General features: G+C 29.6%; 22 protein-coding genes, 1 other RNA gene and 1 pseudogene. 23 read left to right on the forward strand and 1 reads right to left on the reverse strand.

The features are described 5' to 3' along the window. Positions 1-161: 161 nt before the first annotated feature. The 23 genes and pseudogenes from QOZ84_RS08820 to QOZ84_RS08930 all read left to right on the forward strand — a co-directional run bounded on the left by QOZ84_RS08820 (position 162) and on the right by QOZ84_RS08930 (position 25,762). Positions 162-416 carry a small, acid-soluble spore protein, alpha/beta type gene (locus QOZ84_RS08820; protein ID WP_026902221.1) on the forward strand — a complete coding sequence of 85 codons (255 nt, stop codon included), beginning with the start codon at positions 162-164 and terminating at the stop codon, positions 414-416. Further along, the gene (locus tag QOZ84_RS08825) at positions 403-1,149 is read left to right on the forward strand and encodes a class I SAM-dependent methyltransferase (protein WP_284132594.1); all 747 of its coding nucleotides are present in this window, start codon (positions 403-405) and stop codon (positions 1,147-1,149) included. Before QOZ84_RS08820 ends, QOZ84_RS08825 begins: the two co-directional genes overlap by 14 nt. A 22-nt stretch (positions 1,150-1,171) precedes the next feature. Further along, a complete protein-coding gene (hslO, locus tag QOZ84_RS08830; RefSeq protein ID WP_026902219.1) occupies positions 1,172-2,047 on the forward strand; it encodes an Hsp33 family molecular chaperone HslO in 876 nt (291 codons plus the stop codon). Between the two features lie 93 nt (positions 2,048-2,140). Continuing rightward, on the forward strand, positions 2,141-3,487 hold the full coding sequence (rpoN, locus tag QOZ84_RS08835; RefSeq protein WP_284132595.1) for an RNA polymerase factor sigma-54: 1,347 nt from the start codon (positions 2,141-2,143) through the stop codon (positions 3,485-3,487). A gap of 141 nt (positions 3,488-3,628) precedes the next feature. Further along, the gene (locus QOZ84_RS08840) at positions 3,629-4,648 is read left to right on the forward strand and encodes a sugar-binding transcriptional regulator (RefSeq protein ID WP_284132596.1); all 1,020 of its coding nucleotides are present in this window, start codon (positions 3,629-3,631) and stop codon (positions 4,646-4,648) included. 67 nt (positions 4,649-4,715) lie between these two features. Further along, entirely contained in the window at positions 4,716-5,723 is a 1,008-nt protein-coding gene (gene gap / locus QOZ84_RS08845) for a type I glyceraldehyde-3-phosphate dehydrogenase (protein ID WP_284132597.1), read from the forward strand. Between the two features lie 171 nt (positions 5,724-5,894). Next, the gene (locus QOZ84_RS08850; protein WP_284132598.1) at positions 5,895-7,094 is read left to right on the forward strand and encodes a phosphoglycerate kinase; all 1,200 of its coding nucleotides are present in this window, start codon (positions 5,895-5,897) and stop codon (positions 7,092-7,094) included. Positions 7,095-7,268: 174 nt separating this feature from the next. Then, positions 7,269-8,012, forward strand: a complete 744-nt coding sequence (gene tpiA / locus QOZ84_RS08855; protein WP_284132599.1) for a triose-phosphate isomerase — start codon at positions 7,269-7,271, stop codon at positions 8,010-8,012. An 11-nt stretch (positions 8,013-8,023) separates the two neighbouring features. Beyond that, a complete protein-coding gene (gene gpmI / locus QOZ84_RS08860; protein ID WP_284132600.1) occupies positions 8,024-9,553 on the forward strand; it encodes a 2,3-bisphosphoglycerate-independent phosphoglycerate mutase in 1,530 nt (509 codons plus the stop codon). Positions 9,554-9,722: 169 nt separating this feature from the next. After that, positions 9,723-11,015 (forward strand): phosphopyruvate hydratase, encoded by a 1,293-nt coding sequence (gene eno, locus QOZ84_RS08865; protein ID WP_284132601.1) that lies wholly within the window; start codon positions 9,723-9,725, stop codon positions 11,013-11,015. A 129-nt stretch (positions 11,016-11,144) separates the two neighbouring features. Then, the gene (locus QOZ84_RS08870) at positions 11,145-12,236 is read left to right on the forward strand and encodes a CdaR family transcriptional regulator (RefSeq protein ID WP_284132602.1); all 1,092 of its coding nucleotides are present in this window, start codon (positions 11,145-11,147) and stop codon (positions 12,234-12,236) included. A gap of 140 nt (positions 12,237-12,376) precedes the next feature. Further along, on the forward strand, positions 12,377-13,516 hold the full coding sequence (locus QOZ84_RS08875) for a glycerate kinase (protein ID WP_284132603.1): 1,140 nt from the start codon (positions 12,377-12,379) through the stop codon (positions 13,514-13,516). 21 nt (positions 13,517-13,537) lie between these two features. Next, positions 13,538-14,800 carry a GntP family permease gene (locus QOZ84_RS08880; protein WP_284132604.1) on the forward strand — a complete coding sequence of 421 codons (1,263 nt, stop codon included), beginning with the start codon at positions 13,538-13,540 and terminating at the stop codon, positions 14,798-14,800. Positions 14,801-14,842: 42 nt separating this feature from the next. Next, positions 14,843-16,267: pseudogene (gene pyk / locus QOZ84_RS08885) on the forward strand (pyruvate kinase); the annotation flags it as partial. 145 nt (positions 16,268-16,412) lie between these two features. Continuing rightward, positions 16,413-16,640 (forward strand): preprotein translocase subunit SecG, encoded by a 228-nt coding sequence (gene secG, locus QOZ84_RS08890; RefSeq protein WP_284132605.1) that lies wholly within the window; start codon positions 16,413-16,415, stop codon positions 16,638-16,640. A 348-nt stretch (positions 16,641-16,988) separates the two neighbouring features. Next, positions 16,989-17,300: a helix-turn-helix domain-containing protein gene (locus QOZ84_RS08895; RefSeq protein WP_284132606.1), complete on the forward strand. Its 312-nt coding sequence runs from the start codon at positions 16,989-16,991 to the stop codon at positions 17,298-17,300. Between the two features lie 368 nt (positions 17,301-17,668). Further along, positions 17,669-19,837, forward strand: coding sequence for a ribonuclease R (rnr, locus tag QOZ84_RS08900; RefSeq protein WP_284132607.1), 2,169 nt, complete (start codon positions 17,669-17,671; stop codon positions 19,835-19,837). Between the two features lie 194 nt (positions 19,838-20,031). Beyond that, the gene (smpB, locus tag QOZ84_RS08905; protein ID WP_026902207.1) at positions 20,032-20,487 is read left to right on the forward strand and encodes an SsrA-binding protein SmpB; all 456 of its coding nucleotides are present in this window, start codon (positions 20,032-20,034) and stop codon (positions 20,485-20,487) included. A gap of 140 nt (positions 20,488-20,627) precedes the next feature. Next, positions 20,628-20,974: a transfer-messenger RNA gene (gene ssrA, locus QOZ84_RS08910) on the forward strand. A 324-nt stretch (positions 20,975-21,298) separates the two neighbouring features. After that, a complete protein-coding gene (locus tag QOZ84_RS08915; protein WP_284132608.1) occupies positions 21,299-21,979 on the forward strand; it encodes a response regulator transcription factor in 681 nt (226 codons plus the stop codon). Between the two features lie 8 nt (positions 21,980-21,987). Then, a complete protein-coding gene (locus QOZ84_RS08920; protein ID WP_284132609.1) occupies positions 21,988-22,968 on the forward strand; it encodes a sensor histidine kinase in 981 nt (326 codons plus the stop codon). Positions 22,969-23,138: 170 nt separating this feature from the next. Further along, entirely contained in the window at positions 23,139-23,885 is a 747-nt protein-coding gene (locus QOZ84_RS08925; protein ID WP_284132610.1) for an ABC transporter ATP-binding protein, read from the forward strand. Beyond that, a complete protein-coding gene (locus QOZ84_RS08930) occupies positions 23,885-25,762 on the forward strand; it encodes an ABC transporter permease (RefSeq protein WP_284132611.1) in 1,878 nt (625 codons plus the stop codon). The genes QOZ84_RS08925 and QOZ84_RS08930 overlap by 1 nt, the downstream gene beginning before the upstream one ends. 169 nt (positions 25,763-25,931) lie before the next feature. Here the strand turns inward: QOZ84_RS08930 and QOZ84_RS08935 are convergent, their stop codons facing one another. After that, on the reverse strand, positions 25,932-26,972 hold the full coding sequence (locus tag QOZ84_RS08935; RefSeq protein WP_284132612.1) for an epoxyqueuosine reductase: 1,041 nt from the start codon (positions 26,970-26,972) through the stop codon (positions 25,932-25,934). Between the last annotated feature and the right edge of the window lie 28 nt (positions 26,973-27,000).

Below are 27,000 nucleotides of genomic sequence, written 5' to 3' on the forward strand. Positions count from 1 at the left end.
TATAGTTAGATTAAATCATATTAAAGTTTAACTATAAGATAATTATTGTCTTATAATTGTATTTAAATTATCTACCACTGATTCTTTTTATACCCCTTAAAATATTTGTATAAAATTTCTTTAAATGACAAAAATATAAATACGTAAAGGGGTGTTTTTTTATGAATAATGAATTATTAAATAAACCAGGTAAAAAAAGTAAGAGCAATAGCAAAAAGAGCAAAATATTGACAGATAATGATATAATGAAATATGAAATAGCTTCAGAACTTGGGCTACTAGATAAGGTTAGTGAAGCAGGTTGGGCAGGGCTTACAGCTAAAGAAGCTGGAAGAATTGGAGGTATGCTTACTTCACGAAAAAAACAAAAGAAAAAGATGATGGAGGACAAAGACAAAGACGATGGATCAATATAGAGATTTTGCATTTATTTATGATGAACTTATGAATGAAGTTGATTATAATGGATGGGTTAAATATATAGAAGACATAATAAAAAATGAAAATGCAAAGGTACAAAATATATTAGAATTAGCTTGTGGAACAGGTAATTTAACTATACCACTTACTAAGAAAAACTATGATATAGCAGGAATTGATATATCTGAGGAAATGCTTAGTGTAGCTAGAGAAAAAGCAGAAAAAGAAGGTGTTGAATTAGTTTTACTTCAACAAGATATAGCACAATTAGATTTTGATATAACTAATTTAGATTGTGTATTATGTGCTTGTGATGGGTTTAACTACATAACATATGATGATGATTTAGAAAATGTATTTACTAAAACTTATGAACTACTAAAAGAAGATGGAGTATTTATATTTGATATAAGTTCATTCTACAAATTATCAACTATACTTGGAAACAATATGTATGGAGAAAATAGAGATGATATAGCTTATATGTGGCAAAATTATTTTGATGATGAAGAAAATTTAGTAGAAATGGAATTAGCATTCTTTATAAAAGATGAATTTGAAAAATTTGAAAGATTTGAAGAAGTTCATCAACAAAGAGCTTACACTGAAGACGAAATATTAGATATGCTAAAATCATCAGGATTTAAAAATATAAAAGTTTATGGAGATTTCACGTTTGAAGCTCCAAAACAAGATAGTCAAAGAATATTCTTTGTATGCAAAAAATAGATTCAATTAACGGAGGAATATTATGAAGGATTACGTAATAAGAGCGACAGCAGGAGATGGACAATTAAGAGCTTTCGTAGCAACAACAACAAACATGGTAGAAGAAGCTAGAAAGCTACATAATACTACTAAAGTTGCAACAGCAGCATTTGGTAGAACGCTAACAGTTACATCTATGATGGGACTAATGATGAAAAATGATGGCGACAAATTAACTGTTATAATAAAAGGTGGCGGACCAATAGGAACTATACTTGCTACATCAAACGTAAAAGGTGTAGTAAAAGGATACGTAGAAAATCCAAATGTAGAAGTGCCTGACTATGAAAATGGAAAGCTTAATGTAGCCGCTGCAGTAGGAAATGATGGTGTTGTAAAGGTAACTAAGGACCTAGGTCTTAGAGAGCCATACAATGGCGCATATCCATTAGTAAGTGGAGAGATAGCACAAGACTTAACTCATTACTTTGCACTATCAGAACAAACACCATCGGTAGTAGCATTAGGAGTTTTAACTACAGGTATGAAAGTAGAACATGCTGGAGGATTTATAGTTCAATTAATGCCAGATGCTACTGAAGAAGTAATATCTAAATTAGAAGAAAATGTGGCTAAATTAACATCTATAACTAATATGATGACTGATGGAAATACTCCAGAAGATATATTAAATATAGTTCTTGAAGGATTAAACCCAAGAGTACTAGATAAAGTAGAAGTTGGATTTGAATGTGAGTGTTCAAAAGAAAGAGTACAAAAAGTATTAATAGCAATAGGGAAAAAAGAATTAGCTTCAATAATAGAAGAAGATAAAGAAGCTGAAATAGGTTGCCAATTCTGTAATTCGAAATATAAATATACAGAAGAAGAATTATTAAACATATTAAAAGATATGTAGGCCAATGAATCCTTTTACGCAAGATGTATGTTAAAATATACTTGTATAAAAGGATTTTTTTATACGAAAATGACTAATTGTGAGGCGGAAATTATGAATTTTAATCAGACTCTAGAACTTACACAATCTCAAAAGCTAGTAATGACAACTTCATTAAAGCAATCTTTAAAAATATTAAACATGAGTAAGTTAGAAGTAGAAGAAGAAATAAAAAGAGAATCAGAAGAAAATCCATTGTTAGATGTGGAGAGAACAGGTGAAATAAACTGGGAAGCATATGTAAAAGATATGGAAAAATCAATTAGAGTAGATAAAAATGAAGTTAACTATAATTCAGATAATGATATAGATTTAGAAAATATGATTAAATATTCATCGAATATATATGAACACTTATATCTTCAAATAAATTTATACAAGTTGAGCAAAAAAGAAATAGAGATTTGTAAATATATTATAGATAGTTTAGATGAAGATGGATATCTAAGAACTGATGAAAATGAAATAATTGATATATTAGAAATAGATAAAGATTTATTTGAAAGTTGTTTATTAAATATTCAACAATTGGAACCAAGTGGAGTAGGTGCCAGAAATTTATCAGAATGTTTAATGATACAAATGCAAAATCTAGGAATATACAACGAAGTGTTAGAAGACATAGTTTGCAAAGACTTAAACTTAATAGCAAGCAATAAATATAAGGAAATAAGTAAAAAATATAACATGCCATTACAAAAGTGTGTAAATTTAATTAATATAATTAAAACACTAGATCCAAAGCCAGGCAAATTATGTTGCATAGAAAAAACTGTATATGTACAACCTGATGTGACAGTAGAAAAAATTGAAAATCAGTTTATTGTTTATAGCAATAATAAAGATTCTTGCAAAATAAAAATAAATAATTTTTACAGAGAAATTTTAAAGAATTCACAATCAGATGATGATACAAAAGAATTTATAAAAGAAAAATTAAATGCAGCTACTTTATTAATTAAAAATATACAAAGTAGGAAATCTACAATTTTAAAAATTGCAGAAGAAATTGTAAAATCACAAGAAGAATTTTTTAGGCACGGAACTAAACATATAAAACCAATGAGGATGAAAGATATTGCACAGCAATTAGACTTTCATGAATCTACAATTAGTAGAGGTGTAAATGGTAAATATATGCTAACTCCGTATGGAATGTTTGAATTTAAGTACTTCTTTAGTAGTTCACTTGAATCAGAAGATGATACTTGTGTATCTAGTACAAGTATAAAAAAAATGATAGGGGATAAGATAAAGAAGGAAAATAAGAGAAAGCCTTTAAGTGATGACCAAATAGCCAAGATTTTGAAAGAAGAAGGGATAACTGTGGCTAGGAGAACGGTTGCAAAATACAGAGAAAATTTGGGCATACTGTCGTCTAGTAAGAGAAAAGAGTACTAAAAAAATAAAAAAAGATAAAAATATCATAAAAACTATTGAAAAATCTCTTCATTTCATTTAAAATAAAACTATCTTGTGGGACTAAAATAAACGCAAGGGACAAAAAAAGTCCCTGGCTAAGACAATAATAAGGAGCATGATATGAAAAGCTTATTAAAAATTCAACAGAAGTTAATTCCACAAGTTATGGAGCTTATGGAAAGAAGATACTGTATTTTAAGACAAATATCTTTGAGCGAGCCAATCGGTCGAAGAACATTATCAAATGTTTTAGGAATTAGTGAAAGAGTAGTAAGATCAGAAACTGAATTTCTAAAAGAACAAAATCTTATAGATGTAGCGGTATCGGGAATGACCATAACTCAAGAAGGTATAAAACTTTTAGATGAACTTAAAGACATGATGAATGACATCATGGGATTGTCAACATTACAAGAGAAGGTAAGAGAAAAACTTGGTATCAAAAAAGTTTTACTTGTACCTGGTAGTTATGACAGTAATCCAAGTTTAATAAAAGATGTAGCCAAATGTGGTGCTGAGTATTTCTTAAGTATTTTAAAAGATGAAGACGTAGTATCCATAACAGGTGGAAGCACTATGTTTGAATTTTCAAATACTATAAAGACTGATAAGAAGTATGAAAACGTAACTGTAGTTCCTGCTAGAGGAAGTATGGGAAAAGACGTTGAAATTCAGTCTAATAATGTAGTGGCGACAACTAGTAAAAAACTAAATTCTCACTATAAATTATTACATATACCAGATGAACTAGGCGAAGAATCAATGAAAACACTTACTCAAGAACCTCAAATAAAAAACACATTAGATATGATAGCAAAAACTGATATATTAGTATTTGGAATAGGAATTGCTGGTGAAATGGCAATAAGAAGAAAGCTTCCGATAGAAAAGGTTGAAGAAATTGTTGAAAAAGGTGCTATAGGAGAGGCCTTTGGACACTACTTTAATGAAAAAGGCGAGATAGTTTGTAAATTGAATACAGTAGGTATTCACTTAGAAACATTTAAAAATGTTAGAGAAAGCATAGCTATATTCGCAGGAACTAGAAAAGCGGATGCACTTATAGCGATGACAAATATAAATAAAAATATGGTACTTATAACTGATGAAGAAAGTGCTAATAGAATTTTAGAATTATAACAATAGTGATTAACTAGCATTGCTAGTCATATATATATACACAAATTTACTTTTAGGAGGTAACACAATGGTTAAAGTTGCGATAAATGGATTTGGAAGAATAGGTAGATTAGCGTTAAGAAAATTAATGGAGCAAACTGATAAGTTTGAAGTTGTTGCAATAAACGACTTAACAGATGCTAAAACTTTAGCACACTTATTCAAGTATGATTCAGCTCAAGGGAGATTTAACGGTGAAATAGAAGTTAAAGATGGAGCTTTTGTAGTTAACGGGAATGAAATAAAGGTTACAGCTGAAAGAAACCCAGCTGACTTACCATGGGGAGAATTAAACGTAGATATAGTATTAGAATGTACAGGATTCTTTACTTCTCAAGAAAAAGCGGGTCTTCACTTAGAAGCTGGAGCTAAAAAAGTTGTTATATCTGCACCTGCTACAGGAGATATAAAAACAGTAGTATTCAACGTAAACAATGATGTATTAGATGGAACTGAAACAGTTATATCAGGAGCTTCTTGTACTACTAACTGTTTAGCACCAATGGCTAAAGTATTAAATGATAAATTTGAATTACAAAAAGGATTCATGACTACTATACATGCTTACACTAATGATCAAAATACATTAGATGGACCTCATGCAAAAGGTGACTTAAGAAGAGGTAGAGCTGCTGCTGCAAGTATAGTTCCTAACACTACAGGAGCTGCAAAAGCTATAGGTTTAGTTATACCTGAATTAAAAGGTAAATTAGACGGAGGAGCTCAAAGAGTTCCAGTTATAACTGGTTCTTTAACTGAGTTAGTTTGTACATTAGCAAAGAAAACTACTGTAGAAGAAATAAATGCTGCTATGAAAGCTGCTTCTAACGAATCATTTGGATACACTGAAGAGCAATTAGTATCTACTGATATAATAGGAATAAACTTCGGATCATTATTTGATGCAACTCAAACAAAAGTTATGGAAGTAAACGGAGAGCAATTAGTTAAAGTTGTTTCTTGGTACGATAACGAAATGTCTTACACTGCTCAATTAATAAGAACATTAGGATACTTCGCTGGTTTAGCTAAGTAATTTCATATGAGTCCGAGCTTGTAGTTTAAAACTGCAAGCTTAGGGCTTTTTTAAAAGTCTAATATAGTGTAATATCAAGTTATATAATAAAAAATATGTGATATGATAAATTCGGTGTTAAAAAATATACTTAACAATGGGTTAACTTTATTTTTAAAAGGAGATAAAAATATGTCAATGCTTAACAAAAAAACAATAGAAGATATAAACGTATCTGGGAAAAAAGTCTTAGTAAGATGTGATTTCAATGTACCATTAAAAGATGGTGTAATAACTGATGAAAACAGATTAAACGGGGCTATGCCTACTATAACTTACTTAATCGAAAATGGAGCAAAAGTTATATTATGTTCTCACTTAGGAAAACCAAAAGGAGAAGCTAAACCAGAGTTATCTTTAGCACCTGTTGCTACTAGATTATCACAAATGTTAAATAAAGAAGTTGTATTTGCAGCGGATGATAACGTTGTAGGGGAAAATGCAAAAGCTGCTGTAGAAAAAATGCAAAATGGTGATGTAGTATTACTACAAAACACTAGATACAGAAAAGAAGAAACTAAAAACGAAGAAAACTTCTCTAAAGAATTAGCTTCATTAGCTGAAGTATTTGTAAATGATGCATTTGGTACTGCTCATAGAGCTCACTGTTCAACAGTAGGTGCTGGTGAATTTTTACAAGAGAGAGTTTGTGGTTACTTAATACAAAAGGAATTAAAGTTCTTAGGAGAAGCAGTTGCAAATCCAGTGAGACCTTTTACTGCAATATTAGGGGGAGCGAAAGTATCGGATAAAATAGCTGTTATAGAGCAGTTATTAGAAAAAGTGGACAACTTAATAATAGGCGGAGGAATGGCTTATACATTCTTAAAAGCTCAAGGATACGAAATAGGGACTTCATTAGTTGAAGAAGAAAAAGTAGAATATGCAAAAGAAATGATGACTAAAGCACAAGCTAAAGGTGTTAAATTCTTATTACCAATAGACAATGCTGTTGCAGATAAATTTGCAGATATAGCTCCAGTTATAACTGAAGATGCTAATATACCAGCAGGACATATGGGATTAGATATAGGACCTAAAACTATTGAAGAGTATGTAAATACAGTAAATGCTTCTAAAACAATAGTATGGAATGGACCAATGGGAGTATTTGAATTTGAAAACTTCGCAAGTGGAACATTAGCTGTTGCTAAAGCTATGGCAGCATTAACTGATGCTACTACTGTAATAGGTGGTGGAGATTCAGCTGCAGCTGTTAACCAATTAGGATTTGGAGATAAAATGACTCATGTATCAACTGGTGGTGGGGCATCTTTAGAATTCTTAGAAGGTAAAGAATTACCAGGAATAGTAGCTTTAGATAACAAATAAATTTGAAAACAATCGTAAGGCATTTAAATATGCCAAACATTAATATATAAATATTACCACAGTTTAGTTTTACTAAAGTAAAACTACCTTATTAAATTAAAATATTAAGTCCGAGAAATCTGTAATAATTCAGATTTCTCAAAGATTTAAACTAAAAGTGGGAGGAATAAAAAAATGAGAAAACCAATAATAGCAGGTAACTGGAAAATGCACAAAACTATAGCGCAATCTTTAGAATTTGTGAATGAAGTTAAAGATAAAGTAAATAATGATAAGGTGGAAGCTGTAATATGTGCACCTTTTACATTATTAAAAGATTTAAAAGAAGCAACTAAAGGGACTAACATAAAAATAGGTGCTCAAAATATGCACTTTGAAGAAAATGGAGCATTTACAGGTGAAGTATCTCCACTTATGTTAAAAGAAATAGAAATGGACTATGTTGTAATAGGTCATTCAGAAAGAAGACAATACTTCAATGAAACTAACGAAACTGTAAACAAAAAAGTTTTAAAAGCATTAGAAGTTGGAATAGATCCAATCTTATGTTGTGGAGAAACTCTAGAACAAAGAGAAGCTACTGAAACTAAATCAGTTTGTAAAGTTCAAGTAGAAAAAGCTTTAGAAAACGTATCTAAAGAAGATATAGCTAAAGTTGTAATAGCTTATGAGCCAATATGGGCTATAGGTACTGGAAAAACTGCAACTAGCGAAGACGCTAACGATGTAATCAAATACATAAGAGAAGTTGTATCTGGACTTTACGGTGAATTAGCTAATGAAGTTAGAATTCAATACGGTGGAAGTGTTAAGCCTGCAAACGTAGCTGAAATAATGAACCAAAGTGACATAGATGGAGCTTTAGTTGGTGGAGCTAGCTTAGCAGCAAGTGACTATACAGAGCTTGTTAATTTCTAAGGAGAAAGAATATGAAAAAACCAATCGCATTAATAATAATGGATGGATTTGGTGAAAGTAAAATAGTAGAAGGAAATGCTGTTTTAGGTGCCAAAACTCCTAATTTAGATAAAATAATGAAAGAATATCCTCATACTTTAATTAAAGCTAGTGGACTTGATGTAGGTCTTCCAGATGGACAAATGGGTAACTCAGAAGTGGGACACACAAATATCGGGGCAGGAAGAGTAGTATATCAAGATTTAACTAGAGTTACTAAAGCTATAAATGATGGAGACTTCTTTGAAAATGAAGTATTATTAAAAGCTATGCAAAATGCAAAGAACCATTCTCTTCACTTAATGGGATTATTATCTGATGGAGGAGTTCACTCTCATATAGACCATTTAAAAGGTATTATAAAAATGGCTAAAGATAATGGTGTAGAAAATGTATTCGTTCATGCTTTTACAGATGGAAGAGACGTTGCCCCAAGAAGTGCTTTAAAATTCATAGAAGATGTAGAAAACTATATGAAAGAAGGTGGAGTAGGTAAATTTGCTTCGATTTCTGGTAGATACTATGCTATGGATAGAGATAAGAGATGGGAAAGAGTACAACTTGCATATGATGCAATGGTTCAAGGAAAAGGAAATACAGCAACTAGTGCTAAAGAAGCTGTTCAAAACTCTTACAATGAAGATAAGAATGATGAGTTTGTAATTCCAACAGTTATGGTTGAAAATGGTCAACCAGTAGGTCTTATAAAAGAAGATGATTCTATTATATTTGGTAACTTTAGACCAGACAGAGCAAGAGAAATAACAAGAGCTTTAGTATGTGATGAATTTGTTGGATTTGAAAGACCTTGTATGAAAACATTATTCGTATGTTTAACTACATATGATATAACTATAAAAAATGTAAATGTAGCTTTTGGACCTCAAAGTCTTGAAAATACACTAGGAGAATACTTAGCTAAGAATGGAAAAACTCAATTAAGAGCAGCGGAGACTGAAAAGTATGCGCACGTTACATTCTTCTTTAATGGCGGAGTAGAAGAACCTAACAAAGATGAAGATAGATTATTAGTACCGTCTCCAAGAGTTGCAACTTATGATTTACAACCAGAGATGAGTGCTGATGAATTAACTAATAAATTATTAAAAGAAATAGATGAAGATAAGTATGATTTTATTGTTCTAAACTATGCTAATCCTGATATGGTAGGACATACAGGAGTAGTTGAAGCGGCTATAAAGGCTGTTGAAACTGTTGATACATGTGTAGGAAGAGTTGTAGAAAAAATAATTTCTAAAGGTGGACAAGCGCTAATTACTGCTGACCATGGTAATGCAGAACTTATGCAAGACCCAGAAACTAAAACAACTATAACAGCACATTCAACAAACCCAGTACCATTTATCGCAGTAGGTGAAAATTTAAAATCTGCTAAGTTAAAAGAAGACGGTAGATTAAGTGATATAGCACCTACAATATTATCAATGATGAATTTAGAGAAGCCAGAACAAATGACTGGTAACTCTTTAATAATAAAATAGTAAATAAAAATAGTTAAAAATCATATGAAGATTATAAATTTACCCATCAAAGAAATTTTTATTAAATATGAAAATTATCAAATTTACTAAAATGTGTAATAATGAAATATAAACTAAAAAATTTAGTTGAATATAATCAACTACTAAAAACCGAGAGGAGATATATATTATGTCAGTTATCGAATTAGTATACGCTAGAGAAGTTTTAGATTCAAGAGGAAACCCAACTGTAGAGGTTGAGGTAGTATTAGAGAGTGGAACAACTGGAAGAGCTATAGTACCATCAGGAGCTTCAACAGGTGCTTTCGAAGCAGTTGAATTAAGAGACGGTGACAAATCAAGATACCTAGGAAAAGGTGTTGAGAAAGCTGTTGCTAACGTAAATGAAATAATCGCTCCAGAAATAGAAGGTATGGATGCTACTGATCAACCTACTATAGATGCAGTTATGATAGAATTAGATGGAACTCCAAACAAAGGTAAATTAGGAGCTAATGCAATATTAGGTGTTTCTATGGCTGTAGCTAGAGCTGCTGCTGAAGAATTAGGATTACCATTATTCCAATACATAGGTGGAGTAAATGCTAAGCAATTACCAGTACCAATGATGAACATAATAAACGGTGGAGAGCATGCTGATAACAACGTTGACGTTCAAGAGTTCATGATATTACCAGTAGGAGCTAAGTCATTCAAAGAAGCTTTAAGAATGGGTGCAGAAGTATTCCACTCTTTAAAGAACGTATTAGCTGCTAACGGATTAGCTTGCGGTGTAGGTGATGAAGGTGGATTCGCTCCAAACTTATCATCAAACAGAGCTGCTTTAGAATTAATAGTAGATGCTATATCTAAAGCTGGATACAAGCCAGGTGAAGATATAATGTTAGGATTAGACGTTGCTGCTACAGAAATGTACAACAAAGAAACTAAAAAATATGTTTTAGCTGGAGAAGGAAAAGAATTAACTGCAGCTGAAATGGTTGACTTCTACGCTGAGTGGGTAGAAAACTTCCCAATAATAACTATAGAAGATGGATTAGATGAAGAAGATTGGGATGGATGGAAATTATTAACTGAGAAATTAGGAAATAAAATCCAATTAGTTGGAGACGATTTATTCGTAACTAACACTGAAAGATTAGAAAGAGGAATAGAAGCTGGAGTAGCAAACTCTATATTAGTTAAAGTTAACCAAATAGGTACTATAACTGAAACTTTAGATGCTATAGAAATGGCTAAGAGAGCTGGATACACTGCAGTTATATCTCATAGATCAGGAGAAACAGAAGATACTACTATAGCTGACTTAGCTGTAGCTGTAAACGCTGGACAAATAAAAACTGGTGCTCCATCAAGAACTGATAGAGTTGCTAAATACAACCAATTATTAAGAATAGAAGAAATGGTTGGAGAATGCGCTAGATACTGTGGATTAAAATCTTTCTATAACTTAAAAAAATAATTTTATAAATTAAATATATATAATATAAAGAGCCCTAGATATTTCTAGGGCTCTTTATTTATATCTAAAATTAAACTAAGATAAATAGGATATAATATTATAAAAATACTAAAAGAAGGTTATAAATCTATGGCAATAAATAAAATCAATTTAAACTTAGCTCAAGAAATAGTAAAAGCAGTAAAAGAAGTTGTAGATAAAGATATAAATTTTATAGATATAAATGGAATTATAATAGGAAGCACAGATAAAAATCGTTTAAACACTTTTCATCAAGCTGGATATAAGGCTATAAAAACTTTAAATAATATAACAGTAGGAGATAATGATGAATATGAAGGAAGTAAGAAAGGAATAAACTACCCAATAAAAATAAATAAAACTGCAGTTGGCGCAATAGGAATAACTGGAGAGCCAAGCGAAATAAGTAAATTTGGATTTTTGGTAACGAAAATAACTGAAATATTTATAAAAGAACAACAGTTAAACTATAAGCATGAAGCTGATAAGCAAAGAATAAATTATGTAGTTAAATCTTTGATTTACGATGATGTAGAAGATAAATTAGAAATAGAAGGTATATTAAAAGAATTTAATATATCTATTAATCAAAAATTTGCAGTAGTCATAATGAAGATAAATAGAAATCATAGTGTTTCAGATTTGGAAATTATAGAAAATGATATAAAAAAAGTATTTGATACTATGGGTAATATCTTTAAAATATATATTTATCCAAATGAGTTTATAGCTTTAGTAAATGAAGAAAGATACAAAAAGTTAAAGACTGTTTATTTTGATACACTAAAAAAATATAAGGGTAACTTAAGTGGTGGAGTTGGGCAATTAAAAGGTTTGTATGAAACTCATAAATCTTACCAAGAAGCTCGAATAGCTCTTAAATATTCAACAAAAAATAATAAAATATTAACCTACATAGATTCTTTAAATTTAGAAATAATTTTAGAAAGTATAGATACACAAATGAAAAATCAATATATAGAAAAAATCTTAAAGAGTTTAGATGAAAGTGAGATAAGTTTATTAGAGAATTATTATAAAAATGATATGTCTCTAAAGCAAACAGCACAAGATTTATATATTCATAAAAATACACTTCAGTATAAACTAGAAAAAATAAATCAAAAGTGTAAATTAAACCCAAGAAGTTTCAATGATTCTGTAATACTATATTTAGCAATAACCATGAAAAGAACTTAAGTTACTACTAGTAAGTTTTCAAATAAAATCAATGTTACATATACTAAAGATATTTGAATGAAAACGTATTAATTTGTCACGTGTAACATATGTCTACAAAAACGTCTTTGGTATAATGTTAACAAAGGGAGGCGATTAAAATGAAAATCGTAATTTCGATAGATTCTTTAAAAGGAAGTTTAACTTCAATTGAAGCAGGAAATGCAATTAAAAAAGGTATATTAAATGTTGATAATAATGCAGATATAACAATAATGCCACTAGCAGATGGTGGTGAAGGAACGGTAGAAGCATTAGTAGAAGGGATGAATGGTGAAGAGCAAACAATAACTGTCACAGGACCTATAAATGAAAAAGTAAACGCAAAATATGGAATATTAAAAGATACAAATACAGCAATAATAGAGATGGCTCAGGCATCAGGACTTCCATTAGTTCCTACAGAACTTAGAAATCCTCTAAATACAAATACTTATGGGGTTGGAGAAATAATAAAAGAAGCAATACAAAAAGGTTGTAGAAACTTTATAGTAGGAATTGGTGGAAGTGCTACTAATGACGGTGGAGTCGGAATGCTTCAAGCATTAGGATATGAGTTTTATGATGAAAATAATAACTTAGTAGGTTTAGGTGGAAAAGTACTAAATCAAATAAAAAGTATAAAAATAGATAATAGATTAAAAGAGTTGGATGAATGTAGCTTTAAAATAGCTTGCGATGTAAATAACCCTTTACATGGAAAAAATGGAGCAGCATATATATATGGACCGCAAAAAGGTGCAAGTAAAGAAATAGTTAAAGAACTAGATAGAGGACTTATAAACTTCTCAGAAGTAGTAAAAAAAGAACTAAACAAAGATATAGCACATATAGAAGGTGTTGGAGCAGCAGGTGGACTTGGATTTGCTTTCTTAGGATTTTTAAATTCAAAATTAGAATCAGGAATAAAAATAATACTTGATGAAATAAATTTAGACGAAATAATAAAAGATGCCGATTTTGTTATAACAGGTGAAGGAAGATTAGATAATCAAACAGCTATGGGAAAAGCACCAATAGGAGTAGCTAAACTTGCTAAAAAATATAAAGCTAAAGTTATAGCTATAGCAGGTTGTACAACAGATGATGCGCTTAAGTGTAATGAAGAAGGAATAGATGCGTATTTTTCAATAATAAATTCAGCTATGACAATAGATGAAGCTATGAATAAAGAAAATGCAATTAATAATATGGTTTCAACAACTACACAAATATTTAATCTTATAAAAGTACTAAAATAATAAAAATAGGCGGTGACATAAATGGACGTACAAATAACAACGTTAGGGGCTTTATTAGGACTAGCTGTAGCAATTATATTAATAATTAAAAAAATACATCCTGCATACAGCTTAATATTAGGTGCTTTAGTTGGAGGACTAGTAGGTGGAGCAGGTCTTAGCGGAACTGTAGATGTAATGATTGAGGGAGCTAAAGGAATAATGCCAGCCATCCTTCGTATAGTTACATCAGGAGTTTTAGCAGGGGTACTTATAAAAACAGGAGCTGCAGCCAAAATTGCAGACCAAATAATAAAAACCCTAGGTGAAAAAAGAGCCTTATTTGCATTAGCTTTATCAACTATGATATTAACATCAGTAGGAGTGTTTGTAGACGTAGCGGTAATAACTGTTGCACCAATAGCGCTTGCAATATCTAAAAAGCTCGGATACGCACCAATGGTTATATTATTAGCCATGATAGGTGGAGGAAAAGCAGGAAACATAATTTCTCCAAATCCAAACACAATATCAGCAGCAGAAAACTTTGGCGTAGAGTTATCATCTTTAATGATGGCTAACATAATACCTGCAATAGTGGGTCTTATAGTTACAGTAATATTAGCCAAAATTTTATCTAAAAAAGTTAAGGGTATAAAGATAGAAGAAGTAAAACAAAAGAATGATAATACAGAGTTACCATCATTCTTTTCAGCAATAATTGGACCATTAGTAGCAATAATATTACTTGCACTTAGACCAATAGCACAAATAGCAATAGATCCACTTATAGCACTTCCAGTTGGAGGAGTAATTGGTGCAATAGCTATGGGAAAATCTAAAAATCTTAATGAATATATAACTTTTGGATTATCCAAAATGATGCCAGTTGCTATTTTATTAATAGGAACAGGTACTGTTGCAGGAATAATAAAGGCATCAACACTACAAGTAACAACAATAGGATTACTTGATGCAATGAATATGCCCGCATTTTTATTAGCACCAATATCGGGTATATTAATGTCAGCAGCAACTGCATCAACAACAGCAGGAGCAACGATAGCATCAGCGACATTCTCACCAGCAATAATAGCATCTGGAGTTTCACCATTAGCAGGAGCTGCTATGGTACATTCAGGAGCAACTGTGCTTGACCATTTACCACATGGCTCATTCTTCCATGCAACAGCAGGAGCAACAAACATGAGCATAGGCGATCGTTTGAAATTAATACCATATGAATGTTTAGTAGGTCTTTCTATGACTGTAGTATCTACCGTAATATGGGGAATAATAATGTAGCAAAGATAAATATATTAGAGCACAACATCTAGGAGGAAAATCATGTTAAATGATATGAAAAGAACTAAGATAGTATGTACATTAGGGCCAGCATCAGATAAAGAAGAAACATTAAGAGAACTTATAAACAATGGATTAAATGTATGTAGATTTAATTTTTCTCATGGAACTCATGAAGAGCATAAGGTAAGAATGGATTTAGTCAAAAAAGTTAGAACTGATTTAGCTCAACCGATAGCTATATTATTAGATACTAAAGGTCCTGAAATAAGAACTGGAGATTTTGATTTACCAGAAGTATTATTAGAAGAAGGACAAAAATTTACTATAACAATAGATGAAGTTTTAGGAAATAAAGAAAAGTGTACGGTAACTTATAAGCACCTTTCAAAAGATGTCGTTTCAGGTGATACGATACTAATAGACGATGGTTTAATTGGACTAAGAGTAGATGAAGTAAAAGGAGACGAAATACTTTGTACAGTACAAAACTCTGGTGTAGTTAAAAATCATAAGGGTGTTAATGTTCCAGGTGTAAAAATAAACTTACCAGCATTAACAGATAAAGATATAAGTGATATAGAGTTTGGTATAGCACAAGGAATAGACTATATAGCAGCATCATTTGTAAGAAAAGCATCAGATGTATTAGCTATAAAAGAAGTTTTAGAAAATAACAATGCTAAACATATACAAATAATATCTAAAATAGAAAATCAAGAAGGTGTAGATAATATAGATTCTATATTAAATGTATCTGACGGTATAATGGTTGCTAGAGGTGATTTAGGCGTTGAAATACCAACAGAAGAAATACCAATAGCACAAAAAATGATGATAAAAAAATGTAATGAAGTAGGAAAACCAGTAATAACTGCAACTCAAATGTTAGATTCTATGATTAGAAACCCTAGACCTACAAGAGCAGAAGTTACGGATGTTGCAAATGCTATTTATGATGGAACTGATGCAATAATGTTATCAGGAGAAACCGCAGCTGGTAAATACCCAGCAGAAGCCGTAAAAACAATGGCTACAATAGCAAAGAGAACAGAAAAAACAATAGATTATAATCAATTATTAAAGAAAAGAAAAATAGCAGACATAACAGTTACAAATGCAATAAGTCATGCAACATGTACAACAGCAACTGATTTGAATGCATCTTCTATAATAACATTCACTTCAAGTGGGCATACAGCAAGAATGGTTTCTAAATTTAGACCACAATGTCCAATAATAGCAACAACAGAAGATGAAGGAGTTATGAGACTATTAGCTTTAACTTGGGGTGTTTATCCAGTAAAGACATCTAATGTAGGAAGTACAGATGAAATAATAGATAAATCAATAGATGCAGTTAAAAAAATAAATCATTTAAATGTTGGGGATTTAGTTGTAATAACAGCAGGTGTTCCAGTTGGAGTAAGTGGAACTACAAACTTAATAAAAGTACATGCTATAACAAATTAATGCTAAAATCAAAAGCCTTTAACAATTAGTTGAAGGCTTTTTTAAATTACGCTTAGACACCTTGAATACACTAGTGTTATGTGCTATATTAAAGAGTAAGTTAAAATTTACAAAATGCAAGAAAAAGGAGGGGTACATAATGGATATAAAAATGATATTAATGGTTGTACAAGTAATATTAGCTATAGCTCTTGTAGGAAGTATAATGCCACAAGATACTAAAAGTGCAGTTCCTTCACAATTTGGTGGAGAAGGTAACCAAAGTTACTTCAAACCAAAAGGGAAAGAAGCTTTCCTTGCAAGAATAACAAAAATATCAGCAGTATTATTTTTCGTAAATGCAATAATAATGCTTTTACTTAAGTAGTATTAAATAATTGGCCATTATTTAATAAGTATTATCAAAAGATTTAAAAATTAAATTTGATTTTTAAAGAAACAATTACATTTATATGTAGTTGTTTTTTTGTGCTTATATTAAAAAAATGAATTAAAAATTAGATATTTTTTACAACAAAATAGTATATGAAAATAAAAAATAATGATAAAAATCACTTTTTATAAAGCTAAACATGATAAATAATAATTTAAACTGTTGAAAAATAAAAGAAAATAAAGGAAATTTCAATGTGCTATATAAAAGGAATTTACATAGATGTAAAGAAATTAATTGTTATAGTGGTTACAATACTAATGAAACAAGGAGGCAAAAATTATGGCAATGTTTAAAATTAAAGAACAAGATGATTGGAAGAAAAATTATATATTAGAGTTTAATGAGATGAGAGATGCTTATGAAAAAAAACTACAAAAAAAACAAATGGAAATAGATACATTAAAAGTAGAAATAGTAAGACTTAAAAATAGTAAACAAACTTTAAAACCAAAAGAAAAACAAATTACAGATATAGATATACAAAGTATAAGAGATTTAAGACTTAAAGGATTAAGTTATAGTGAAATATCATCTAAAACAAAATGGAGTAAAGCAACAGTAAGCAGGGTATTAAATGGACTTTATGATTAAAATAAATATTTAAACATTAGACATGAACTAAATCATGTTTATTTTTTTGAATAAATACTATAAAAAGTGTTTATAAGTTAAATTTACCAAATACTTGTAATGGTGTATAATAAGGTAATATCAATAAAGTTATAATAAAATATCTTTATTAGTAAATAATATATAAATGAATATATATTAATTCTAATTGAATGTAATCCTACATTCTCTAATCCATTGGCGAGGCACTTTGGAACTACTTTAATTACAGGTGTTAAATAATAGAATATAATTATCAATTATAAAGTTGAAAATCATAGTATAAAGTACAAGGAAATTTAATAGCTAATACAATTTATATATAGCAAAATAAAAGAGGAGGAACAGCGATGTTACCAGGACTTAAAGAACGTGTAATGGGACTATTAAATGATGAAGCATATAGTCCATTAAAAAAAGAAGAATTAGCCCTTATATTTGATATAAAACCGACAGACATGCCGATGTTTTATAAATTTTTAGAAGAGCTAGAAGAAAATTCAACAATATGTAAAACTAAAAAAGGAAAATTAATATCTCCAAAAGAAATGGGATACTTTGTAGGAAAGTTTGTATCTCATAGAAAAGGTTTTGGATTTGTAGAATCAGACGAAGAATATACTCAAGATTTATTCATACCATCAAGTGAAATAAACGGAGCTATGCATAATGATAGAGTTATGGCTGAAATAATTACACCTGCAACGGACGAAAGAAGAGCAGAAGGTAAAATTATTAAAATTGTCCAAAGAGAAGTAACTCATATAGTTGGTGTATTCCAACCAAATAGAAACTTTGGATTTGTTATTCCAGATGATAAAAAATTCAACAAAGATATATATATACCTAAAAAATTCTTTAGTGGAGCAAGAGAAAATGATAAAGTTGTTTGTGAAATAACTGTATGGCCACAAGAAGATAGAAAACCAGAAGGTAAAGTAATAGAAATATTAGGTCAAAAAGGTGAAAGAGTAGTAGAAATACACTCTATAGTAAAAGCACACGGACTACCTGAAGAATTCCCTAAAAAAGTATTAGATGAAGCTGAAAATGTAGCTGTAGAAATACCACAAGAGGAAATCGAAAGAAGATTTGATATAAGAGATTTAAAGACTTTCACAATAGATGGTGACGATGCTAAAGACTTAGATGATGCAGTATCTATAGATATATTACCTAATGGAAACTTCAAGCTAGGAGTTCATATAGCAGATGTTACTCATTATGTAAAAGAAAAAAGTAAACTAGATAAAGAAGCTTTAAAAAGAGCAACATCAGTTTATTTAGTAGATACAGTAATACCTATGTTACCTAAGACACTTTCTAATGGAGTATGTAGTTTAAATCCATTTGAAGATAAACTTACATTATCAGTATTTATGGAAATAGATGATAAAGGTAATGTTGTAAAATACGATATAAAAGAAACAATAATAAACTCTAAAGCTAGAATGACTTATACAGAAGTATCAGACATATTAGAAAATGATGATGAAAAGTTAAAACAAACATTCTCTAATTTAGTTGAAGAATTTAAAAATGCAGAAACTCTAGCTAGAATACTTATGGGTAGAAGGAAAAAAAGAGGCGCAATAGACTTTGATTTCCCTGAAGCTAAGATAATATTAAATGGCGACGGTGAAGTTGTAGATATAAAAGAATATGAAAGAAGAATATCTAACAAAATAATAGAAGAATTCATGCTTATAAGTAATGAAACTATAGCAGAACATTATTTCTGGTTAGAGCTACCTTTCGTTTATAGAATACATGAGACTCCATCAGTAGAAAAAATGCAAAACTTAAGCAAATTTGTATCTACATTTGGATACACTATAAAAGGTGATATGGAAGATGTTCATCCAAAAGAATTACAAGGTATAGTTCAAAAGATAAAAGGAAAAAGAGAAGAAGCAGCTATAAGTACAATAATGCTTAGATCTTTAAGACAGGCGAAATATTCACCAGAATGCGTAGGTCACTTTGGCCTTGCAGCTAAATACTACAGTCACTTTACTTCTCCAATAAGAAGATATCCTGACTTACAAATTCATAGAATAATAAAAGAGCAATTAAATAATAAACTTAGCCATAAAAGAATAGATCAACTTAAAAACATAGTTGAGTACTCTTCAGTTCAATCATCAGAAAGAGAAAGAAGTGCAGACTTAGCAGAAAGAGATGTAAAAGATTTCTACAAATGCTTATACATGTACGATAAAGTTGGTGAAGAATTCGATGGCATAGTATCAAGTGTAACATCATTTGGTATGTTTATAGAATTACCAAATACTGTTGAAGGATTGACTAGACTTGCTAATATGAAAGATGATTACTATATATATGATGATCAGACATACACTATAATGGGAGAGAGAACTAAAAAGACTTTCAAAATAGGTGATGCAGTAAGAATAAAAGTTGATAATGTAAGTATTGAATTAAGAGAAATAGATTTTAAATTACTTCATAAAATAGAAGACGAAGATAATAATGAAGTAGAAACTACACAAGAATAATTACTGTGAGATGGGTCGTAAATTTCGACCCATCTTACATGCTAAAAGAAAATAAAAATGAATAAAAATATATGAATTATAAAACAATAAGGATATAACTTATATTGACTAATAGTCTTATATATGGTATATTTTTACTAATAATATAGTATAGTGTTAAATGAAGATATTTTAAGTGAAGAAGGTGAATTCGTATGGTAGGAACAAAAACATTAGCTAGCAACAAAAGAGCAAGACATGAGTACTCTATAGAGGAAACTTATGAATGTGGAATTGAATTAAAAGGTACAGAAGTAAAGTCTATAAGACAAGGAAAACTAAATCTAAGTGATGGATATGCATCTGTAGATAATAGTGAAGTATTTTTAAAACAAGTTCATATAAGTCCATACGAGCAAGGAAACATATTTAATGTAGACCCTTTAAGAACTAGAAAATTATTACTTCATAAACATGAAATAAGAAAGCTTATAGGACTTACAACTGTAAAAGGTTATTCTTTAATTCCATTAAGTGTATATCTTAAAAATGGTAAAGTTAAAGTTCAATTAGCATTAGCTAAAGGAAAGAAACTATATGACAAGCGTCAAGACTTAGCTAAAAAAGATGCTCAAAGACATGTAGAAAGAGAATTAAGAGGTAAATATTAATATTTTTAGTAAATTAATGATACTGATGTAGTTAATTACATTGATTTTTATAGCTAAAAGTATTATATTATATATTAACAACTAAATAGTAATGGTGAAAAAAGTTTGCGAAATTCAGTCCAAGGACTTAAAAATACCACGGGGGCGTAAAGGTTTCGACGTGGGTTTGGAACTTGGGGCTGCGTGTCGTGTTACTCTGGGTCACGTAAAAACTGGGGACTTAAAACAAACGCAAACGATAATTACGCACTAGCAGCTTAGTTCTGCTCGTTCCTCCTAGCCCTCCTGCCGGTTAGGACTGAACGTCATTATGCAGGGAACTACTTTTTGGGTGTCTCGACCTAAAGTGGATTAATTGGGACTGGTCGACCACACAGCTTGCCGCTGGGCGGTGTGTTAGACGAGAAACTAAATCAGTCGGATACACACGTAGATGCAACGAGGAAAGGACTTGCGGACAGGGGTTCGACTCCCCTCGTCTCCACCATTGAAATCCACGAAAAACACATTGATGTAATAGTCAATGTGTTTTTTATTTATATACATTACATAGATGTAATGTTTGAAGATAGTTATTCCAAAGCATTCAAAGTAAAATATAGTATATAAGTAAACTATATAAGAAATGAGGTGTAAACTAATGGAATTAATAGAAATAGTTTTTTATGATGATATAAAAAACTAATTAAATATAGGAAAGCTATAGCAATAATGACAATGATATAGCTTTATTTACTATAAAAAATGGTATACTATTACAAATACAAGTTATCAAAAAATGGTAAAATAAGAACTGATATGGAGTGAACATATGAATAATAGAATTTATATTATAGAAGACGATACTTCCATAAGTACATTGCTAAAAGATTACATAGACAGATACGGTATAGCGACAAATTTTAATAATATAATAGAAGAGTTTGAAATATGTAGACCGAGTTTAATATTATTAGATATAAATTTACCAAAATTTGATGGGTTTTATTGGTGTACGAAGATAAGACAAAAATCAAATGTACCTATAATATTTATATCAGCAAGGGAAAGTGGAATGGATCAAATTAGAGCATTAGAAAGTGGTGGAGATGATTATATAACTAAGCCGTTTCAATATGAGGTAGTAATAGCAAAAATAAAAAGTCATATAAGAAGGTCTTATGGGGAGTATGCTCCGAAGTTGAGTGAAAGAATAGTTGAATTAGACGGACTTAAATTTTACCCTGAAAGATTGGAAGTAGAATTTGAAGATAAAAATGTAATCGTAACTAAAAAAGAAGGTATACTACTTGAATGCCTTATGAAAAAATATCCAAAGGTTGTTAGTAGAGATTATTTATTAGAAAAGATATGGGATGATATTGAATTTGTAGAGGAAAATACATTAAATGTGAATGTGAGCAGGATTAGAAAAAGACTTAGTGATTTAGGAATAGAGGATTTTGTGAATACTGTAAGAGGGGTTGGATACAAACTAAATAAGAATTGGTAGGATTAGATATGAAATTATTTATAAATGAATACAAAGGATATATATTCACTTATTATGCTGGGATTATAATAACTCTTATATATTGCAAACTTATGAATTTTATAAAAATATCAGAGATAGTGTATATACTATTATTTAATACTTTTATTGTAAGTAGTTTTATAATTTACAAATACATAACAACTAAAAAAACTTATGAAGTTTTCAAAAAAGGCATAAAAAGTTTAGATGAATCTATGTTAGATTTAGGGAAATCGCCTATAGGAAAAAATGTATCTAATGTATTAAAACAGCAATATGACAGGTATATATCAAACATACAAGAACAACATAAAATACATAACGATCACTTAACTTTTATTAATCATTGGATTCATCAGATGAAAACACCGGTATCTGTAATTAATCTTTTGTTACAAGAGTATGAAGGTGAAGAGGTATCATCAAATATACAACAAGAATTAGATAAAATAGATAAAGGACTTAACATGGCAATGTATTTTGCTAGACTAGATCAGTTTCAAAAAGATTTCTCCGTGGGAAAGGTTAATTTATATAATGATATGGTAGCATTGATAAATAAAGAAAGACGATTATTTATTAAAAATAGGATAATTCCTAAAGTAGAGTTAGATAAGGACTTAATAGTCTATAGCGACAAAAAGTGGTTAAGGTTTATATTAGAACAAATAATAATAAATGGCGTAAAATACACTAAAGGCCATGGTAAGTCTCTGATAATAAAAAATAGAGAAGATAGTGAATATATAATAATTGATATAATCGATGAAGGTATTGGGATACCAAGAAAAGATATAAAAAGGGTATTTGAACCATTTTTCACAGGAGAAAATGGACGTAAGTTTGGTGAATCTACAGGTATGGGATTATACATAGTAAAAAAAGTATGTGACAACTTGGGTCATAGAGTAGAAATAAAATCAGAGGTTGAAAAAGGAACACGAGTATCAATATTATTTAATAAATAAGATAAGCCAATAGTGTATAGCTGTTGGCTTATTAAATATGTAAGGAATAATTCTATGAAACATTACATAGATGTCATGTTTATGTAATGTTTGCAGATAGTTATATTCAAATATCTAAATTAAAATTAGTATATAAAAAAATCCAATAAATTTAGAAAAGGAGAATAAAAGTGGAAATTTTAAACGTAAATAATTTAAGTAAAGTATACGGTAATAAGGTAATTTCAAATGTGTTAAAAGACATAAATTTTTCTATAGAGGATGGAGAGTTTGTAGGGATAATGGGACCGAGTGGAAGTGGAAAAACGACCTTATTAAATTTGATTTCAACTATAGATAAGCCAACTTCAGGGAAGATTATCTTAAAAGATAAAGAGTTACACAAGCTAAAAGGTGATGAACTTGCATTATTTAGAAGAAGAGAACTTGGATTTGTATTTCAAGATTATAATTTGCTAGATACTTTAACTATAGGTGAGAATATAGTATTGCCATTAACTTTAGAAAATGTACCTACAAAAGAACAAGATGACAGATTAAAAAAGGTATCAATAATATTAGGAATAGAAGATTTGTTAAATAAAAGAACTTTTGAAGTATCAGGTGGCCAGGCTCAAAGAACTGCTATCTCAAGAGCCCTAATAAATAATCCTTCTATGGTTTTGGCTGATGAGCCAACAGGAAATCTAGATTCAAAGTCAGCACAAAATGTTATGGAGTTATTAGAAAAAATAAATAAGGAAGAAAAAGTAACGACTATGATGGTAACTCATGATCCAGTTGCAGCAAGCTATTGTCATAGAATACTGTTTATAAAAGATGGTGTAATATACAATGAAATATATAAAGGTGATAATAGAGTACAGTTTTATCAAGAAATAATGGATGTACTTTCATTATTAGGAGGGAATAAGTAATGACTTTTACAGAGTTTGCGATTAATAATATAAGGAGAAATATTAACTCTTATCTTGGGTATTTTTTTAGTATACTCATATCTTCATCATTACTTTTTTCTTTTAATATGTTTATAAATCATCCAGATTTAGATATTTCATTATTCGATGATTATATAATTTTAACAATAAAGGTAACTACAATTATAATTTACTTATTTTTATTTCTATTTGTATTTTATTCAGCAAGTGTGTTTTTGAAAAGTAGAAATAAGGAGTTTGGTATTTTATGGACTATAGGTATATCAAAGAGGCAAGTCAAAAAAATGATTTTTATAGAAAATTTAGTAATGAACGTTTTCGCATCAGTTCTTGGGATTCTGGTAGGGATGGTTTTCGCTAAAATAGTATTGATTGCGATATCTTCATTTATAGGAATAGAGCCATTAAAATTTTATATTCCAATAAAATCTATTGGTGTAATTACTTTATACTTTATATTGATATCAATATTAACTTCATATTTTATATATTTTGTAGTTAGAGAAGACAAAGTCATAAAGCTACTTAAAGGTACACAAAGGCCAAAGTTAGAACCAAAGTCATCACCTATATTGGCTATGTTGTGTGTTATATTATTGGTAGTTGCGTATTGTAGAGCAGTGACAGTAACAGAATTAGAACTAGTAAATAGAATTGTGCCAGTAACTTCTATGGTTATTATAGGAACATATATGTTATTTTCACAGCTTAGTGTATTTGTTATAAAGAAGGTTAAAGACAATAAAGTATTTTATAAAAAAAATATTAACATGCTGTGTATAGCAAATTTACATTATAAAATAAAAGATAATACAAGGATGTTTTTTTTAGTAACAATAACGTCAGCTGTTGCGTTTACAGCTATTGGATCGGTGTATTCATACTGGAAAGACCAAATAAATCAAGTGGAATTAGCCTATCCACAATCAATATTCTATGCTACGGAGAGAGAAAAATCAAATGGAATATATACTGGAACTTATAAAGGTAGAGTAGAGTTATTAGAGTCTTTATTAGAAAAAGAAAATATACCTTATGATAAGCTTGAAGGAGAGATTAAAGTTGTATTTTCAAAAAATGAAAACGAACCTATAAAAATAATTAAAGAATCTAATTATATTCAATTGGCAAAAGGAAAGGGGTTAGAAACAATAGATTTAAAGAATAATGAATCAATATTATTATCCAAATCAAATAGCAAAAATAATGATAAGATTATAAATATAGATAATAGGGGTATAAAAGTAAAGCATGCTAGTAAATCTGTTATGCCAGCATATTACAGTGTCTATGTGGTTAAAGATGATTTTTATAATAGTATAAATTCAGATTATATAGAAAATAAATTTGTGGCTATTGACACAAAGGATTATATGAAAACATTAGATATAAGTAAAAACTTTGAAAAAATTTGTAAGAATGATGTGGGATATAAGTTTTTATCCAAATCAATTATAGTAGATTATGGTAAAGTAGCTTACTCAGTTCTTTTATTTTTATCAATATTTATAGGACTGATATTCTTTGTAACTTCAAGCAGCTTTTTATATAATAAGCTTTATACAGATTGCCAAGAAGATAAGAAAAAATATAGGAATCTTAATAAGATAGGATTAACTTACAAAGAAATAAAGAAAATATCAACAATAGAGATAAGTACTTTATTTTTATTACCTTATATTGTTGCAGTTGTACATTCTACTTTTGCTCTTTTAGCACTTAAAAATGCTCTTGATGTAGATGTTGCATCATCTTCATTTTTAGTTATGGGGAGCTTTTTTATAGTTTTATTTGTATACTTTTTGATTGTAAGACAAAATTATTTAAATGAAATAAAAGGAGAGTTGATAGATTAAATATAATCGTGGGTATTATCTCTGCGATTCGTCTCCACCAATTAAATCCATGAAAAGATATTGACATAAATTTATGTTAATATCTTTTTTTATAAGTAGTATTATTCTTAATTAAATAATTTAAAGGATATGAAGCTATGATAGAGTTAACCAAATAGATTAATCATAATCAATTATTTCTTAGACTTAATTGCCCATTTACCCAGATAGCCATTTTTTGAACACGTATATCTTCATCATGACAAGCTATATCAATGTATTTATCATAACTAGGATTATAAGTATTTAGCATAGCATTAAGTGCATTAGTTTTCCATCTCCAAACATCATATTTAGATATATACCAAAACTTAGTACTTATAATATCTCTTAAAAAATCATAATCCATTTCAATTATTTTTTCTAACGATATTGAAACACTTAATTTTTCTAGATCTGGAAAGCTATTTTCTTCTGACCACTTATCTTTATTAAAAGGACAAATATCTTGGCAAATATCACATCCATAAATCCATTTACCTATTGAATGATTATATTTTTCATTAGTCAAATCCCAACCTCTCCAAGTTGTAAGACAAGAAACACAAGTGTCTCTATTCATTGTATAAGGCTCTAATAATGAATTTGTTGGACAAGCTTTAATACAGAGATTACAATTAGGAGGACAGTTTTTTAAGTTTATATTTTCTTTTAATGTAAGAGTCTGATCGATAATCCAAGCTTCTAAATATACCCAAGAACCTGAAGCTGAATAGAAAAAATTATTCTTTCTTATAATTCCAAGACCTGCTTTATTAGCAGCCCACCTTAAAGCTGTGACTCCAAACTTTCTATCAGTAGCTGTTTTTAGTCCTAATTTATTTAAATAGTTTTCAAATGATATACTATCTTGATAATCTTTGGAATTTTCATTTGTACGGCTATCTACTAAATAGTATTTGCCGATTAATCCATCTAGATGCTCAGGGATTTTATATTTTCCATATATTCTTGTACATACAATAACAGATTTAGCCCAAGGATAATCATTTTCTAAGTTAGCAAAACTATAAAATTCTTCTGTGTATGGTTTTATTTCTGGAAATTTGTTTATACGTTCAGTTAGTTTTTGGGAATAGTCTTTCATTTCATTTACTTGTATAATTCCACAGCTTTCATAACCTAATTCTATAGCTTTATTTTTTATTTTATTTTTAAAATTTATTTCCATTTCACACACTCCTATTTATGGTATATTA

The sequence above is a fragment of the Romboutsia sedimentorum genome, assembly GCF_030131845.1.
GTDB lineage: Bacteria > Bacillota > Clostridia > Peptostreptococcales > Peptostreptococcaceae > Romboutsia_D > Romboutsia_D sedimentorum.

Bases quoted from the DNA above. Each gene is read 5' to 3' on its own strand.
- QOZ84_RS08820 (WP_026902221.1), top strand. From the start codon at position 162: ATGAATAATGAATTATTAAATAAACCAGGTAAAAAAAGTAAGAGCAAT.
- QOZ84_RS08825 (WP_284132594.1), top strand. From the start codon at position 403: ATGGATCAATATAGAGATTTTGCATTTATTTATGATGAACTTATGAAT.
- hslO (WP_026902219.1), top strand. From the start codon at position 1,172: ATGAAGGATTACGTAATAAGAGCGACAGCAGGAGATGGACAATTAAGA.
- rpoN (WP_284132595.1), top strand. From the start codon at position 2,141: ATGAATTTTAATCAGACTCTAGAACTTACACAATCTCAAAAGCTAGTA.
- QOZ84_RS08840 (WP_284132596.1), top strand. From the start codon at position 3,629: ATGAAAAGCTTATTAAAAATTCAACAGAAGTTAATTCCACAAGTTATG.
- gap (WP_284132597.1), top strand. From the start codon at position 4,716: ATGGTTAAAGTTGCGATAAATGGATTTGGAAGAATAGGTAGATTAGCG.
- QOZ84_RS08850 (WP_284132598.1), top strand. From the start codon at position 5,895: ATGTCAATGCTTAACAAAAAAACAATAGAAGATATAAACGTATCTGGG.
- tpiA (WP_284132599.1), top strand. From the start codon at position 7,269: ATGAGAAAACCAATAATAGCAGGTAACTGGAAAATGCACAAAACTATA.
- gpmI (WP_284132600.1), top strand. From the start codon at position 8,024: ATGAAAAAACCAATCGCATTAATAATAATGGATGGATTTGGTGAAAGT.
- eno (WP_284132601.1), top strand. From the start codon at position 9,723: ATGTCAGTTATCGAATTAGTATACGCTAGAGAAGTTTTAGATTCAAGA.
- QOZ84_RS08870 (WP_284132602.1), top strand. From the start codon at position 11,145: ATGGCAATAAATAAAATCAATTTAAACTTAGCTCAAGAAATAGTAAAA.
- QOZ84_RS08875 (WP_284132603.1), top strand. From the start codon at position 12,377: ATGAAAATCGTAATTTCGATAGATTCTTTAAAAGGAAGTTTAACTTCA.
- QOZ84_RS08880 (WP_284132604.1), top strand. From the start codon at position 13,538: ATGGACGTACAAATAACAACGTTAGGGGCTTTATTAGGACTAGCTGTA.
- secG (WP_284132605.1), top strand. From the start codon at position 16,413: ATGGATATAAAAATGATATTAATGGTTGTACAAGTAATATTAGCTATA.
- QOZ84_RS08895 (WP_284132606.1), top strand. From the start codon at position 16,989: ATGGCAATGTTTAAAATTAAAGAACAAGATGATTGGAAGAAAAATTAT.
- rnr (WP_284132607.1), top strand. From the start codon at position 17,669: ATGTTACCAGGACTTAAAGAACGTGTAATGGGACTATTAAATGATGAA.
- smpB (WP_026902207.1), top strand. From the start codon at position 20,032: ATGGTAGGAACAAAAACATTAGCTAGCAACAAAAGAGCAAGACATGAG.
- QOZ84_RS08915 (WP_284132608.1), top strand. From the start codon at position 21,299: ATGAATAATAGAATTTATATTATAGAAGACGATACTTCCATAAGTACA.
- QOZ84_RS08920 (WP_284132609.1), top strand. From the start codon at position 21,988: ATGAAATTATTTATAAATGAATACAAAGGATATATATTCACTTATTAT.
- QOZ84_RS08930 (WP_284132611.1), top strand. From the start codon at position 23,885: ATGACTTTTACAGAGTTTGCGATTAATAATATAAGGAGAAATATTAAC.
- QOZ84_RS08935 (WP_284132612.1), bottom strand. From the start codon at position 26,972: ATGGAAATAAATTTTAAAAATAAAATAAAAAATAAAGCTATAGAATTA.